Raw genomic sequence first — 13906 nt, forward strand, 5'->3', positions numbered from 1 at the left:
TGCCCGCCGCGGTCAGTTGACCGTCATCGTTTCATCGGCTGTGCGCGTTGCATCAGCGTGCAACAATGCTGCGGCGATGGTTTCCGGTGATTCGGCTCCGGCAATCGCAAAGCGGCCGTCGATGATAAAGAACGGCACGCCGGTGACGCCCATGCCGCCAGCCTGTTCGATCTGGCTCCGCAGCTTGGCAAGGTCGCTGTCCGTTTCCAGAAGCTGAGCAACGAGATCCGATTCCATCCCCGCTTCAGCCGAAATATCGACCAGTGTCGACGCCTTGGACAGATCCCGCCCCTCGACGAAATAAGCCCGGAACAGCCGCTCCACCACGTCGTCCTGCAATCCGTCCGCCCGGGACCAGAGGATCAGGCGGTGGCTGTCCAGCGTGTTCGGAGACACTCGGATCTTGTTGAAGGCAAAAGATATTCCTTCTTCAGCACCTGCAGCGCTCACACGGTCGTAGATGGCAGCCGCCTTGGCAGGCCCACCGAACTTCTCATTCAGATAGGCTTCGCGGTCCTTGCCCTGATGCGGAAGGGCCGGGTCGAGCTGGAAAGGATGCCAGCGCACCTCGATGCTTAGCTCCGGCACCTGCCGGATGGCCTTTTCAAGCCTGCGCTTGCCAATGTAGCACCAGGGGCACATGACATCCGAGATGACATCGACGGTAAGGGGCGGCTGATCCGCCATGGCTGCCTCCTGGCTGCGGGCTAGAATAATCTCAGGCTAGACAGACTTGTTGAGCCACGCAAGGGCAACCAGGGCGGATATCTGCGGCACGCTTACAAAAGGGTTGACCCCAGAATGGCGTTGATGCGCCGTTTCAAGCTGGGTCCGGCCTGATCGTGCTTCAGCACCGCGACAGGTCCCCGGCCGGTCACATAACAGATCAGATCTTCTTCCCGGCTCGTGGCGTCGGCGATGGAGAGGATCGTGCTGGAAAGGTCGCCCGCGAGCTGGGTGACCGGAATACCGGCCGCATCTTCTCCGGGGTAAAGGCGGACTTCGTCGATGAACAGACCGCGCAAGGCTGCCTGATCGGCACTGCGGCGAAGGTATGTCTGATAGAGGGGGAGAGGCAATCCGTCCTCTCCCGCCTGCCGCAGCAGCCAGACCCGGCTTTCCGCCAGCAGGCGGTCAGCCAGGCGGCGCCTCTTTCCCATGCGGATGGCACTGGCAAGTCTTGCCGACAGCATCGCCCGCGTCAGGTCACCATGCAGAACGTCATTTGCTCCCATCTCGAACAAGGCAGCGACTTCCGCCCGGTCTTCGGCAAAAGCCAGCACAGGGATCTGGGAGAAACGTGCATCGCGGCGGATGCGCTCAACCAGATCGAGGCTGTCTTCTATCCCGGCCTCGATGATCACTGCGTCGAACGCCCGCTGTGACAGGTAGTCTTCTGCCATGTCGGCAGACAATGCGCCGATCAGATCCACATTCCTTGCGCGGGCATCGAAAAGTTCGATGAAGCGGCGGCCAAGACCCGCAACCAGAAGACTGGAGCCGCCCTGCTGATGCGGAGCGGAACCGTAGCTGGGCACGCGGCCAAAGACAGTGCGGCGGATGCGGGCCTCATCGCTGCGCAGAATGGCGCGCTGGCGCGAACAGATCATCCGGAAAAGGCTTGCTTCGGGAATATCCGCATCAACGAGGCCGTGCGAGCGGCGCAGAGGCAGGCCGACGGCACTTCCTGTGCCGCACAGAAGCAGGGCGGGAACCTCCACCGGCAGCTTGCTTTCGGCTCTGGCGAGGCGCGCGAGCGGTGCAAGCGTCTGGTCAAGCCGCACCACAACAGCGGCCGGAAGCTCAGCCAGATCGTCATCTGCGGCTGTCAGAAGGTCCAGCTCGCGCGGCCAGCCGGGAGCGCCTTCTCCAAACACCGGCTCCGGGCCAATGCGCCAGACGGGCCCCTGCCAGACGAGGGCACTGTCGCCATCTCCGTCAAAGGCCGCCATTGATCATGCCACCTGCCGGTCCTGACGCTGGAGCCGTGCCGCCAGCCGGTGCCTGTCAACGGTGCCATCCTCCAGCCTCGGGAGTGCCTGCAGCATCAGGACACGTGTAGGCACTTTGGCGAGGTCAACCCGTTCGGTATCAAGCCAGGCAAAGAAAGCCCGGGCATCCGGCGCGCAACCGGGCCGCATGACAAGGGCCGCATGGAGCTTGGCGCCCAGGATCGGATCATCCACCAAAAAAGCGGCAGCCTCCGTCACCTCGTCATAGGTGGCGTAGATCTGATCGATCCCTTCCAGCGCACCTGCCCCCGGGGCAAGTTCTCCCGGTATGCCGAAACCGGCAAGCCCGCCTTCAACGGGGATCACGGATACGCCTGTCCGGAGAAAACCGGCGGCGTCAGTCAGTGGACCCGGCCCGGCCTTCCTGCCTGTTTTCCAGCCTGCATCGGCAACCATGGGACCACGGGCCAGCAGCTTGTGCGGGCTGCCGTTCTCGCCGCCTTCCGTCTTGATCTCCAGGACGCCGGCAGAAATATCGGTTCCGGCCGGGGCGCCGAAGCTGCCAAGCGGAATGGGGTGGATACGGGCTGACTTGCCGCGCAGCCTTGCGACCAGCGCGAACTCGTCTGCCACATGCAGATCCACCAGCTGGTGGCGCGGCACGAAAGTGGTGGCCTGCGGCGAGGAAACGCTCCAGCAAGCCACAATGCTGGTGGACTTGCGCCCGAGCCGGACGTCAAGCGCTTCGGCCAGAGGGCCCGGCGTCAGCACATAGTCAGCTTCCACCGCTTCGGCATGGGCCGCGAGGCGCTGCAGCGAGGTGGGATGATGCAGGTGCATGGTGCCGCCGGACAAGAGCCATGGCACCATCCCGGCGCCGACACCGGTCATGCCGCTGAAAGCATAGGGCACCACGATGCTTGCCCCGTCCGGGAGGCGCGTTTCGAGATAAGGCATGAAGCCGGCGGCAATCCACTGATTGTGGCTGCGGGTCACGGGCACCGGCTCGGCGCCATTGCGCGACCAGGTGACGGTTGCCGTATGTTCCGCCGAATTGGGCCGTGACAGCTGCGGGGCGGGCATGTCGTCGCCCATCTCGGCAAGCACCGGGCCCAGCTCGATCAACCCGTCGGGAATGTCCTTGCCGAGACCAAAGACGAAACGCAGGCTGAACAGCTCTGCCGCCACATCGCGGGCGGCATGGCCCACCTGCCGGGTCTCAAGCCTGTCCGCAGCCACAAGGCCCTTGGCTCCCAGGCTGTTGAGCGCCTCCAGCACGTCCTTCTGCCGCCAGTGCAGGGGCAGGGGCGAGACGATCAGCCCGGCCCTGAGCGCGGCCAGGAAGGCGATCACCGTATCCACTGTATTCGGCGCCTGAATGCCGATCACATGGTCGGTGGAAAGGCCAACGGCTGCATAAAAGGCGGCAAGCTTCTGGATCTCGCGCTCAGCTTCGGCATAGGTCAGCTTGCGGGCTTCGCCGCCGGTCCATGAGGAGCGGTCGGGCGCGTCCACAAGGGCGAGCCGGTCCGGATTGGCAGCGGCCGTCTTGCGGAAGATCTCGTCGAGCGTCACGCGGCCCCAGAAAGCGCTGAGACGGTTGCGTTCGATGGAGTCTGCAGGCGTGGTAATCATGATCCTGGTCCCTTGCCGGGTCTCAGTTGGCGCCTTCGGTTTTCCACCACGTCGTGGTTTCGAAACCGTAAATCGGGTCTACCTGAGGTGACGTGATTCTGGTCCAATGTCCAAGCCATTCCGCAGGCGGATGGAACAAGGGCACGGCGTAATGTCCCGAAATCAGAACACGGTCGAGCGCACGGACGGCCGATATGAAGTCTTCCTTGCTGTGGGATGCCACCATTGCGGCAATCATAGCGTCAATCGCCGGCTCCTTTGCGCCGGTGATGTTGAACGAGCCCGGTGTATCGGCTGCGGCCATGGACCAGCGCCCCATTTGCTCGCCTCCCGGCGACAGTGACGAGCTCCACATGTGGAACACCATGTCGAAGTCGAACTTGATGCGGCGGTCCTCGAACTGGGAAGGGTCTACGGTACGCACGTTTGCCTTGATGCCGATCACATCCAGATTGCGTGCATAGGCGAGGGCAATCTTTTCCTCGTCCTCGTTCTTGGTCATGATCTCGAAACTGACCGGCTGGCCATCGGGGCTCTTCAGCACACGGCCGTCGAGCGTGTAGCCGGCGTCCTTGAGCACTGCCATGGCATCGCGCAGGACAGCCCGGTCGCGTCCAGACCCGTCGGTCTGCGCCGGAATCCAGGCGCCCGCCATCACATCCGGATCAACAACACCGGGGAAGGGGGCCAGAAGCTCCTTCTCCCGCTCGCTCGCCGGGCGGCCGATGGAAGACAGTTCCGATTTGTCCCAGTAACCGGCGGTGCGGTCATAAAGGCCCGCGTAGAGATTGCGGTTGATCCACTCGAAATCGAACAGCATCGACAGGGCCTTGCGCATGCGCTTGTCGGCAAAGACCGGACGGCGCGTGTTGAAGGCAAGGCCCTGGATCACCGGCGGAATGCCCTTGACGATCTCCTTGCGCACCACCTTGCCTTCCTTCGCCGCAGGGAAGTCGAAGCCATTGGCCCAGCGGGAGGGATTGTTGAAAGGCAGAACGTCGATCAGCCCCTTGCGGAACGCTTCCTGCAAGGTGGTCTCGTCGCGGTAATATTCGATGCGGATCTCGTCGAAATTGTCCATGCCGCGCTTGGACGGCAGATCCTTGCCCCAGTAATCCGGATTGCGCCGGTAGACGGCCCGCCGGCCGGGAACAATCTCGGCGAAGACATAGGGCCCGGTGCCAAGCGGCGGCTTCAGGCTGGACTTGTCGAATGTGGCCGGATCGATCGCCGCCTTGGAGAACATCGGCGCCAGCGCAATGAGCAGCGGCAGTTCCCGATTCTCATTGTTCTTGAAGGTGAAGCGGACGGTTCTTTCACCGGTGATTTCACTCTTCGCGATCTCGGCATACCAGTTCCGGAAGGGCGGGCGGCCCTTTTCACGCATGATGTCGAGCGAGAAGATCACGTCTTCGACCGTGAAGGGGCTGCCGTCCGAAAACTTCGCCTTCGGGTTCAGCCGGAATTCGATCCAGGACCGGTCTTCGGCCATGCGCACGGCTTCGGCAAGGTGTCCGTAGAGCGAGAAAGCCTCGGCGTTGGAGCGAACCATCAGGCTTTCGATGATGTTCTCCCCGAACTGGCGCTCCTTCATGCCGCGGGCACTGGTAAAGCCGCCCTGCACCACGAAGGAGTTGAGGCTGTCGAATGTGCCCTGCACTCCAAGCGTCAGAGTGCCGCCTTTCGGCGCATCGGGATTCGCATAGGGAAAATGCGTGTAGTTTGCCGGCAAGGCCGGCTCGCCGTGCATTGCGATTCCATGGACCCAGGGAACGGAGTTTTCTTCACCGGCTGCGGCGGTCCCAGGGGACTGTGCATGACAGTCCGTACCGATGGTTAATCCTCCTGCGACCAGTGCAAAGACAGGAACAGCCAGCGCAAACCGGCGGAAAACCGCCAGATAAGCTGCTTTTCCAGACACAGATTTCAGGGAAAAAGCCATTGTGTGATGCACGTCCATCTTGATTCTGTTGGCCGAATGGTAACACACCAGTGGCCAGCCGCGCATTCGGTAGCCGGAGATGCTGGAAATCGGCTCGCGATGCGGTTAAACATGGGCCCGCGCATGGAATAGGTCACCCTGTTGCCGCAATTCTCCGGCATCGGGGCGTGGATGCTGGCCTGCACGGCATGGGCAATTCCGCTGGACGCGCGGGGCAGCGGTAACGCAGGGCCTGGAAGAGCGAACGCACAATCGAGGATGTTTCGAATGAAGAGTTTTCTGATGAGGGGGATGGCGGGCTGTGCGGTCGCTGCGCTTGCCATGCTTGGTGGCGCTGCCACCGTTTCGGCCCAGCAGGCCGAAGCTGAATCTCCCTGGGTCAAGGTGTGCAACACCGATCCGAACGTGAACAAGGAAATCTGCCTTGTGACGCAGGAGCTGCGCACCGCGACCGGTCAGTTCCTGTCCTCCGTCGCCGTTCGCGAGATCGCAGGTGAAGCGCGCAAGACGCTGCTCATCGCGGTTCCGACCGGGATGCTGATCCAGCCGGGCATGCGCGTCCAGATCGATGCAGGCAAGCAGACCGAAGCCAAGTACGGCATCTGCTTCCCGAATGCCTGCTACTCAGAGCTGGTCATCGACGACGCCTTCATCGCACAGCTGAAGAAGGGCACAAAGCTCGTCATCACTGCGCTGAATCAGCAGGCAAAGCCGGTTCCGCTGGAGCTGACGCTCGCAGGCTTCACCAAGGTTTACGACGGTGCAGCGATGGATGTGGGCGAGATCCAGAAGAAGCAGGAGCAGCTTCAGAGCGAACTGCAGCGCCGCGCTGACGAAGCCCGCCAGAAGCTGATCGACAAGCAGAAGGAACAGACCCAGTCGGGCAACTGATTGGATTATTTTCCCCTGCATGAACATGAAACGCCGCGCGGGAAACCGGGCGGCGTTTTCATTCAGGCCTTGAGATGCCGTAAGCAAGCGGGGCAGGTCAGCCAGTCTTCAGTGCAGGCCGGTTGAGCGTGGCAGATAGGAGCCGTCATCCTGCTCCTCGAAGATCTCCTCGATCTGCGGATGGCGGACCGGTTCGCCCGTGTTGTCCGGAACGAGGTTCTGCTCCGACACATAAGCGACATACTCCGTCTCCTCGTTTTCCGCGAGCAGATGATAGAAAGGCTGATCGCGGCTGGGGCGGACATCCTCGGGAATGGCATTCCACCATTCCTCAGTGTTGGAGAAGGTCGGATCCACATCGAAGATCACCCCCCGGAAGGGATAGACCTTGTGCCGGACAACCTGTCCGATCTTGAATTTTGCCGTACGCATGACTGTCACCGTGGCTTGAACCGGCGGAGACGCCCCAGGGTGTGGAGGGGCACGATGCGGCGTCAGCGCGCGGTGAAGACTTTCCCTTATAATAGGGAACCGTCTAGAGTCCGTAAACCTCTGCAAACTTGGTGTCGCGCGCCGCAACGAGGCGTGCAAGGTCAACAATTACCTTGGCCTGCTTCCAGGTGGCATCATCCTGCATCTTGCCGTCGATCATCACGGCGCCGCTGCCGTCCGGCATGGCCTCCAGAATCCGGCGGGCAAACGCAACTTCCGCCGGGTCCGGGCTGAACACGGTCTTGGCGATGTCCACTTGCGAGGGATGCAGCGACCAGGCGCCAAGGCAGCCCATCAGGAAGGCGTTGCGGAACTGTGCTTCGCAGGCGGCCGGATCGGAAAAATCACCGAAGGGGCCGTAAAAGGCCTTGAGACCGGCGGACATGCAGGCATCGACCATGCGGGCCACCGTATAGTGCCAGGGGTCCTGCTGCATACGGGCGCGACGGGCTCCGCTGCCATCCTCATCCGCCAGCACCGCATAGCCAGGATGGCCACCGCCGACACGGGTCGTCTTCATCCCGCGCGAGGCGGCAAGATCCGCCGGCCCAAGGCTCATGCCATGCATGCGCGGAGAGGCGGTCGCGATGGCCTCGACATTCTTCACGCCTTCAGCCGTCTCCAGAATGGCATGAATGAGGATCGGCTTCGTCAGGCCCGCGCGGGCCTCAAGCTGGGCCAGCAGCTGGTCGAGATAATGGATGTCCCAGGGGCCTTCGACCTTCGGCAGCATCACCACGTCAAGCTTGTGGCCCACCGCCGGAATGATCTCCAGCATGTCATCCAGGAACCAGGGACTGTTGAGGCAGTTGACGCGGGTCCACAACCCAGTGCTGCCAAATTCATTGGCCTTGGCCATTTCGATGAAGCCATGCCGGGCTGCCGTCTTGGCATCGGCGGGAATGGCATCTTCCAGATTACCAAGAATGACATCCACCTGCGGGATGAGATCCGGGATCTTGGCACGGATCTTTTCCAGATGCGGCGGCACGAAATGGATCATGCGCTCCAGCCTAACCGGCAGGTCGCGGAAGGGTGCCGGCGCGCCAATGGCAAGCGGGGCATAAAAGGCGCGTGGTGTCTTCGTCATGCTGCGGCTCCTCCGGTCCTCATGACCCACAGCTATAGCATCATGGTGCGGAGCAGCAATTCACCGAAAGACGGAAGCGCAAGCGGCGGATCAGTCCGCCCACTTGCGGTGGATCCACATCCATTGCTCCGGCACTTCGCGGATCCACGCCTCGAACTGGGCATGGATGGCGGCGGTCGTCGCCAGGATGTCGGCCTCCTTGTCTCCATCCGAGGCCGGATCGATGCAGATGCCCTCAATGCGGAAGCGGGCACCGTCCAGCCGCACCACGCGGCCTATGACGATCGGCACGCCGCAGGCGCGGGCGAGGGTGGCCGGCACCGGCGTTGCATAGGCCTCACGTCCGAAGAACGGCACCTTGACGCCGCGCCGCTCGCGCAGGTCCGCCATCAGGGCAAACACGCCGCCGGAGCGCAGGATGGACAGCAGCTTGCGCGCCGTCTGATGCCCCTTGGAATAGAGCCCGAGCGGATAAAGTGTTCCGCGCAGACTGCGCAGCAAGGCATCGGAATAGGGGTTTTTCAGCGCCTGATAGACGCCGGCCATCGGCAGGCCGCGCTGATAGGCAGGCGTGACGCAAAGTTCCCAGCAGGCCGAATGCATCGATACGAAGACGCAAGGGCCAGCGCCGTTGAGAATGGCATCGGTGCGCGCATCCACCTGCAGCTCGAACCGGCTTTCGTCGCGGATCATCCGGTCGATCTGGAAGGTCTCGGCGGTCACCCGGCCGAGATTGTCCCACATGCCGTCGATGATCTGGCGGCGTTCTGAAGCCGTCAGTTCCGGCATGGCCAGCTCCAGATGCTTCAGCGCCCTTTTGTGCCGCTTGTTGAGCGGGGCAAGCTTGCGCCACAGAAAGCCCATGGCGGCCGAAGCCCGGTCCACCGGCACAAGGCGGAACAGAAACACAACAGCCGCCAGAACGGCCCACTCAGCCTTCAGTGCGAGAGTGCGGAGCGGCGAAGGTTTGGTCATAGGCTGCGGTCAGATCCGGATCATGGCCGGCAGGGCATGCACGGATGGCACATGTGTCCGGCTGGCGCGTCACATAGCCAGAGGGTTCATTGACCGTCTGGCGCGAACAGGTTAGGCGTGGATTACCCAAGCCACATGCCGGTTGCAAGCGGCAGATCCTCTGTCACTGCGCATTCCTCACCCTGTCCTGGCCCCCAAGTCTTGGTCAAAGGTTCCGGATCCTGCCATGCAAGATGTCATCGCGCTCGCCTTTCCCTTCTTCGGCCTGATTTTCCTGGGCTTTGGAGCGGGCAAGTTCAGCAAGATTCCGCCGTCCGGAATGGCGTGGATGAATTTCTTCATCATCTATATCGCACTGCCCGCCCTGTTCTTCCGCCTCCTTTCGGAGACACCGGTGGAACAGCTGACCGACCTCAGCTATGTGGCCGCGACCACCTTCGTCACCTACACGGTCTTTGCCATCTGTTTCTGCATCGGCGTGCTGGCGACGAAGGGCAGCATTCCCGAATCCACCATCATGGCCATTGGCGGATCCTATTCGAATGTCGGCTACATGGGGCCGGGCCTGACCATGGCCGTGCTGGGGCCGGCTGCGACCGTGCCGACAGCTTTCGTCCTGTGCTTCGACAATACGCTGATGTTCATTCTGGCGCCGCTGATGATGGCCATGGCCGGAACGGAAAAGGAGCATCTGTCGCAGACCATGAAGAAGGTGGCTGTGCGCGTCTTCACCCATCCCTTCATTCTGGCAACAATTGCGGGCGTCGGCGCCGCCTTCATCGGCTTCAAGCCGCCTCAGGGGCTTGATACCATGCTGAAGTTCCTCAGCGGTGCCGCGGCTCCCTGTGCGCTGTTTGCCATGGGCGTGACCGTAGCGCAGCGCCCCATCGAAAAGGTGCCGCTGGAGCTGCCGGTCATTCTGGCGGTCAAGCTGATCCTGCACCCGGTGCTGGTCTACCTGATGCTGACCTGGGTCGGCGGATTCGATCCGGTCTGGATCGCCACCGCCGTGCTGATGGCCTGCCTGCCACCCGCCACGAATGTCTTCGTCATCGCGCAGCAGTATCAGGTCTACGTCAACCGGGCCTCAAGCCTTGTCATGATCGGCACCATGGCCTCGGTCGTTACGGTGACTGCCGTGATATGGGCCATCCAGCATGGGTGGCTGTAGGAGAGGGGGAAGGCAACTCACCCCTCTTCCAGCTCCGCTGACAGCAGCAGCCATTCTTCTTCCGTGGTGACGAGCTTCTTTTCGATATAGGCCCGCTCCTTGGCGAATTTCGCTGCCCGTTCGGGATCGCGGGTGAAGAAATCCGGTTCGGACATGGTGGCGTCCAGCATGACGATCTTGTCGGAGAGCCGCGCCATTTCCTTTTCTGCCGCCTCGATCTTCTTGCGCAAGGGGGCCTCACGGGCGCGCCGTTCAGCAGCTTCACGCCGCTTGTCCGTGGCCGAGGCCGCCTTGGCCTCGTCCTCGCGCGCTTTCTTCACCGCATCCGGGCCCTGCAGGATGTAGCGGCGGTAGTCTTCCATGTCGCCGTCGAAGGTGCTGACCTTGCCATCGGCCACCAGCCACAGCCTGTCGGCGCAGGCTTCCACCAGATGCCGGTCGTGCGAGATCAGCACCACAGCGCCCTGAAACTCATTCAGTGCCTGTACCAGTGCCTCGCGGCTGTCGATGTCGAGATGGTTGGTCGGCTCGTCGAGGATGATCAGGTTTGGCCCGTCGAAGGTGGCAAGACCGAGCAGCAAGCGCGCCTTTTCACCGCCCGAGAGATCCTTGGCAGGCGTTTCCATCCGGTCGGTCGGCAGGCCGAAGCGGGCCACGCGGGCCCGTACCTGTGCTTCGGCAGCCTGCGGCATCAGCATGCGCACATGCTGGACGGCGCTCTCGTTCGGGCGCAGTTCGTCCAGCTGGTGCTGGGCAAAGAAGGCGATCTTCAGCTTGGTGGCGCTCGTCACCTCGCCGGACAGCGCTGCCAGGCGGCCGGAAATCAGCTTGGCAAAGGTGGATTTGCCGTTGCCGTTGGAGCCGAGCAGGGCGATGCGGTCATCGGTATCGATGTTGAGCGTCAGGCGCGACAGCACCGGCTTGCCATCGTAGCCCACCGAGACGTTTTCCAGCTTCAGGATCGGCGGCGAAAGCCGCCCCTGCGGATCAGGGAAATGGATCGGCCGGCCGCTTTCCTCGGTCAGCGCCACGATGGGTTCCATCCGTTCAAGCATCTTCAGGCGGGACTGGGCCTGCCGGGCCTTTGTGGCCTTGGCGCGGAACCGGTCCACGAAAGCCTGCATGTGCTTGCGCTGCGCGTCCTGCTTTTCCTTGGCCTTTTGCTGCAGCATCATGGTTTCGCGCCGCTGCCGGTCGAAACTGTCATAGCCGCCGCGGTAGAAGGTCAGCTTCCCCCGGTCCAGATACACGATGGAATCAACCGCCTTGTTGAGAAGATCGCGGTCGTGCGAGATCAGCAGCACCTGATGCGGATAGCGCGCCACATAGCTTTCCAGCCATAGCGTGCCTTCCAGATCGAGATAGTTGGTCGGCTCGTCCAGCAGCAGCAGATCAGGCTCGGAGAAAAGCACCGCTGCCAGCGCCACACGCATGCGCCAGCCGCCGGAAAAGGCCGAGCAGGGCCGCTTCTGCGCCTCCGCATCAAAGCCAAGGCCGTGCAGAATGGCGGAAGCCCGCGCCTCTGCCGTGTGGGCGGAAATATCGGCAAGGCGGGTGTGGATCGCGGCGATCCGGTCCGGATCCTTCGCCGTCTCCGCCTCAGCCATAAGGGCGGCGCGCTCCGTGTCGGCGGCCAGCACCACCTCGATCAGGCTTTGTCCGGTTCCTGGCGCTTCCTGCGCCACCTGGCCGATGCGGGCAAGGCGGGGCACACTGACGGAGCCGCCTTCGCTCGTCAGATCGCCGGTGATCAGCTTGAACAGCGTGGATTTGCCCGCGCCATTGCGGCCCACAAGGCCGGTCTTGCTGCGGGCAGGCAGGGTGACGCTGGCATTGTCGATGAGGAGACGTCCGCCGATGCGATAGGTGAGGTCTGAAATCTGCAACATGGGCGGATCTTTGAGCGAGCTTGGCCCGCATTGCAAGAGGGCAACGTGCCGCCAGCGTCTTTGCGCAAAGCGCCCATGTCTTTCGCGCCGCCCCCCTTGCGGGGCGCGCGAGGCAAAGCTATAGGAACGGCCAAGTTTCCGCGCCCGTCAGCTGATGGGGCGCAGCGCAACGCGGCCGCTCCGAAAGGGCGGCCTTCACACACTTCACCGCCGCATGCGCGGCAGCCGTATTTTTAAAGGATGAGACCAATGGCCATCGAACGCACTTTCTCCATGATCAAGCCGGACGCCACCAAGCGCAACCTGACCGGCGCCATCACCGCGAAGCTCGAAGAAGCCGGCCTGCGCGTCGTTGCTTCCAAGCGCGTGTGGATGAGCCAGCGTCAGGCTGAAGCTTTCTACGCCGTCCACAAGGACCGTCCGTTCTTCGGCGAACTGACCGAGTTCATGTCCTCCGGCCCGACCATCGTTCAGGTTCTGGAAGGCGAGAACGCCATCGCCAAGAACCGCGAAGTGATGGGCGCCACCAACCCGGCCAACGCTGACGAAGGCACCATCCGCAAGCTCTTCGCCCTGTCCATCGGCGAAAACTCCGTGCACGGCTCCGACGCTCCGGAAACCGCTGCCGAAGAAATCGCCTTCTGGTTCGCCGGTCACGAAATCGTCGGCTGATCGGCCTGACATTTCCTGAAAAATGCGGAAAGGCCGGCCTCACAAGAGGCTGGCCTTTTTGCTTGTCCCCACAGGGAAATAGCGGTGCTGGCGGCACTCTTGTCATTGAACTTCCCGGACAAAGCCCCACCTGCGGGGCGGCGCTGGAGTGGCCCGGCCGGGCACAGGGGCACCGGACAGAGATTTGACCATGGAGTTTTCATGCAGCCGATTGAAACGGCCCGGTTGATCATCCGCAATTTCCGAAGCGGCGATGGCGAAGGGCTCTATGCCTATCTGCGCGAGCCTGTGGCGAGCTGCTTCCTGTCGATGCGGCTTGAGAGCCTTGAGGCTGCCGAAGCGGAGGCTGGAAAGCGCGGCCTGGATGACGAATATCTCGCGGTAACCCTGAAGGACACGGGCATACTGATCGGTGATGTCTTCGCCATGCAGGAAGAGGACAGCTGGTCCGTGGGCTGGAACTTCAATCCCGCCTATGGCGGCGCAGGCTATGCGCTGGAGGCGGCGCGGGCGCTCTTCACCCATCTCTTCACCACCTGCAAGGCCCGCCGGGTCTATGCCTATGTGGAAGACCACAATATGGCCTCGCAGCGCCTGTGCGAAAAGCTGGGCATGCGCAAGGAAGGCCTGCTTCTGGAATACATCAGCTTCCGCAATGATTCAGCGGGCAATCCGGTCTATGAGAACACATTCCAGTTCGCCCTGCTGCGCAAGGAGTGGGAAACAGGTCTCACTCTGCCGGAAGGCTGATCTGCCGGTTGCTGTTGCGGCGGTGTTCGCTGAGCACCGCCGTGATGGCGCGCAGGGTTTCGCGGGTTCTGGCGCCGGTCAGCGACGAATGCAGCACGATGGACTGCGAGGGGATCGGCCTTGGCTTCACCAACACGCCGGTCACCAACACCGCAACCGCTGCTGTGCCGCGGGAGCGGACAGGCATGGCTTCGGGCATGGGCATGGGCGCAAGGTTCATTTCATTCGCCGTCAACATAGCGGTCATGGGGCTGATTCTGCGGAGCGGTGTCCATGCCCACCTCACCGAAGCTGTCACCGGCGCGCCTGCCGCGGATGTACTGGCCGGTCTTGTAGGCGCCTGTTTCCGGGAGAAGGGCGACATGCTGCCGGCTGTAGGTAAAAGCCTGAATGAGCGGATCGCGGCCGGCATCATCTGCGCCCACATTCTGTTTTTGCTGGTCGTGG

At 62.5% G+C, this 13906-nt stretch carries 14 protein-coding genes; 4 read left to right on the forward strand and 10 right to left on the reverse strand.

Translation table 11 applies throughout. From position 1 onward, the window contains the following. Nucleotides 1-12: 12 nt before the first annotated feature. The 4 genes from V6L75_RS01020 to V6L75_RS01035 form a co-directional block, all read right to left on the reverse strand. Nucleotides 13-687, reverse strand: coding sequence for a DsbA family oxidoreductase (locus V6L75_RS01020; RefSeq protein ID WP_334249678.1), 675 nt, complete (start codon nucleotides 685-687; stop codon nucleotides 13-15). Between the two features lie 92 nt (nucleotides 688-779). Then, complete coding sequence (locus V6L75_RS01025; RefSeq protein ID WP_334249679.1) at nucleotides 780-1952, reverse strand: PleD family two-component system response regulator; 1173 nt, start codon at nucleotides 1950-1952, stop codon at nucleotides 780-782. A gap of 3 nt (nucleotides 1953-1955) precedes the next feature. Next, nucleotides 1956-3587 carry a class I adenylate-forming enzyme family protein gene (locus tag V6L75_RS01030; RefSeq protein ID WP_334249680.1) on the reverse strand — a complete coding sequence of 544 codons (1632 nt, stop codon included), beginning with the start codon at nucleotides 3585-3587 and terminating at the stop codon, nucleotides 1956-1958. A gap of 22 nt (nucleotides 3588-3609) precedes the next feature. Then, nucleotides 3610-5337 (reverse strand): extracellular solute-binding protein, encoded by a 1728-nt coding sequence (locus tag V6L75_RS01035; RefSeq protein WP_334249681.1) that lies wholly within the window; start codon nucleotides 5335-5337, stop codon nucleotides 3610-3612. A gap of 459 nt (nucleotides 5338-5796) precedes the next feature. Between V6L75_RS01035 and V6L75_RS01040 the strand changes: the two genes are divergently transcribed. Next, nucleotides 5797-6420, forward strand: coding sequence for an invasion associated locus B family protein (locus V6L75_RS01040; RefSeq protein WP_334249682.1), 624 nt, complete (start codon nucleotides 5797-5799; stop codon nucleotides 6418-6420). Nucleotides 6421-6528: 108 nt separating this feature from the next. Here the strand turns inward: V6L75_RS01040 and hspQ are convergent, their stop codons facing one another. The 3 genes from hspQ to V6L75_RS01055 all read right to left on the reverse strand — a co-directional run bounded on the left by hspQ (nucleotide 6529) and on the right by V6L75_RS01055 (nucleotide 8977). Next, entirely contained in the window at nucleotides 6529-6852 is a 324-nt protein-coding gene (gene hspQ / locus V6L75_RS01045; protein ID WP_050471480.1) for a heat shock protein HspQ, read from the reverse strand. Between the two features lie 103 nt (nucleotides 6853-6955). Further along, nucleotides 6956-8002 (reverse strand): HpcH/HpaI aldolase/citrate lyase family protein, encoded by a 1047-nt coding sequence (locus V6L75_RS01050; RefSeq protein WP_334249683.1) that lies wholly within the window; start codon nucleotides 8000-8002, stop codon nucleotides 6956-6958. A 90-nt stretch (nucleotides 8003-8092) separates the two neighbouring features. Then, nucleotides 8093-8977, reverse strand: a complete 885-nt coding sequence (locus V6L75_RS01055; RefSeq protein ID WP_334249684.1) for a lysophospholipid acyltransferase family protein — start codon at nucleotides 8975-8977, stop codon at nucleotides 8093-8095. 226 nt (nucleotides 8978-9203) lie between these two features. On the opposite strand from V6L75_RS01055, the gene V6L75_RS01060 reads away from it, so the two are divergent. Further along, nucleotides 9204-10148: an AEC family transporter gene (locus V6L75_RS01060; RefSeq protein WP_334249685.1), complete on the forward strand. Its 945-nt coding sequence runs from the start codon at nucleotides 9204-9206 to the stop codon at nucleotides 10146-10148. A gap of 17 nt (nucleotides 10149-10165) precedes the next feature. Here the strand turns inward: V6L75_RS01060 and V6L75_RS01065 are convergent, their stop codons facing one another. Further along, complete coding sequence (locus V6L75_RS01065) at nucleotides 10166-12037, reverse strand: ABC-F family ATP-binding cassette domain-containing protein (protein ID WP_334249686.1); 1872 nt, start codon at nucleotides 12035-12037, stop codon at nucleotides 10166-10168. A gap of 249 nt (nucleotides 12038-12286) precedes the next feature. Between V6L75_RS01065 and ndk the strand changes: the two genes are divergently transcribed. Together ndk and V6L75_RS01075 are read left to right on the forward strand one after the other, a co-directional pair. After that, nucleotides 12287-12709, forward strand: coding sequence for a nucleoside-diphosphate kinase (gene ndk / locus V6L75_RS01070; RefSeq protein WP_094461759.1), 423 nt, complete (start codon nucleotides 12287-12289; stop codon nucleotides 12707-12709). Between the two features lie 201 nt (nucleotides 12710-12910). Further along, nucleotides 12911-13459, forward strand: coding sequence for a GNAT family N-acetyltransferase (locus V6L75_RS01075; protein ID WP_334249687.1), 549 nt, complete (start codon nucleotides 12911-12913; stop codon nucleotides 13457-13459). Here V6L75_RS01075 and V6L75_RS21075 read toward each other — a convergent pair. After that, nucleotides 13440-13706 carry a hypothetical protein gene (locus V6L75_RS21075; RefSeq protein WP_425498639.1) on the reverse strand — a complete coding sequence of 89 codons (267 nt, stop codon included), beginning with the start codon at nucleotides 13704-13706 and terminating at the stop codon, nucleotides 13440-13442. The two genes, V6L75_RS01075 and V6L75_RS21075, sit on opposite strands and share 20 nt — an antisense overlap. Next, nucleotides 13681-13884: a hypothetical protein gene (locus V6L75_RS01085; protein WP_334249688.1), complete on the reverse strand. Its 204-nt coding sequence runs from the start codon at nucleotides 13882-13884 to the stop codon at nucleotides 13681-13683. Before V6L75_RS01085 ends, V6L75_RS21075 begins: the two co-directional genes overlap by 26 nt. Between the last annotated feature and the right edge of the window lie 22 nt (nucleotides 13885-13906).

The sequence above is a fragment of the Pannonibacter anstelovis genome (genome assembly GCF_036881715.1).
Classification (GTDB): domain Bacteria; phylum Pseudomonadota; class Alphaproteobacteria; order Rhizobiales; family Stappiaceae; genus Pannonibacter; species Pannonibacter anstelovis.

Excerpts from the sequence above, each read along its gene's own strand:
- V6L75_RS01020 (WP_334249678.1), bottom strand. The coding sequence starts at position 687 with ATGGCGGATCAGCCGCCCCTTACCGTCGATGTCATCTCGGATGTCATG.
- V6L75_RS01025 (WP_334249679.1), bottom strand. The coding sequence starts at position 1,952 with ATGGCGGCCTTTGACGGAGATGGCGACAGTGCCCTCGTCTGGCAGGGG.
- V6L75_RS01030 (WP_334249680.1), bottom strand. The coding sequence starts at position 3,587 with ATGATTACCACGCCTGCAGACTCCATCGAACGCAACCGTCTCAGCGCT.
- V6L75_RS01035 (WP_334249681.1), bottom strand. The coding sequence starts at position 5,337 with ATGCACGGCGAGCCGGCCTTGCCGGCAAACTACACGCATTTTCCCTAT.
- V6L75_RS01040 (WP_334249682.1), top strand. The coding sequence starts at position 5,797 with ATGAAGAGTTTTCTGATGAGGGGGATGGCGGGCTGTGCGGTCGCTGCG.
- hspQ (WP_050471480.1), bottom strand. The coding sequence starts at position 6,852 with ATGCGTACGGCAAAATTCAAGATCGGACAGGTTGTCCGGCACAAGGTC.
- V6L75_RS01050 (WP_334249683.1), bottom strand. The coding sequence starts at position 8,002 with ATGACGAAGACACCACGCGCCTTTTATGCCCCGCTTGCCATTGGCGCG.
- V6L75_RS01055 (WP_334249684.1), bottom strand. The coding sequence starts at position 8,977 with ATGACCAAACCTTCGCCGCTCCGCACTCTCGCACTGAAGGCTGAGTGG.
- V6L75_RS01060 (WP_334249685.1), top strand. The coding sequence starts at position 9,204 with ATGCAAGATGTCATCGCGCTCGCCTTTCCCTTCTTCGGCCTGATTTTC.
- V6L75_RS01065 (WP_334249686.1), bottom strand. The coding sequence starts at position 12,037 with ATGTTGCAGATTTCAGACCTCACCTATCGCATCGGCGGACGTCTCCTC.
- ndk (WP_094461759.1), top strand. The coding sequence starts at position 12,287 with ATGGCCATCGAACGCACTTTCTCCATGATCAAGCCGGACGCCACCAAG.
- V6L75_RS01075 (WP_334249687.1), top strand. The coding sequence starts at position 12,911 with ATGCAGCCGATTGAAACGGCCCGGTTGATCATCCGCAATTTCCGAAGC.
- V6L75_RS21075 (WP_425498639.1), bottom strand. The coding sequence starts at position 13,706 with ATGACCGCTATGTTGACGGCGAATGAAATGAACCTTGCGCCCATGCCC.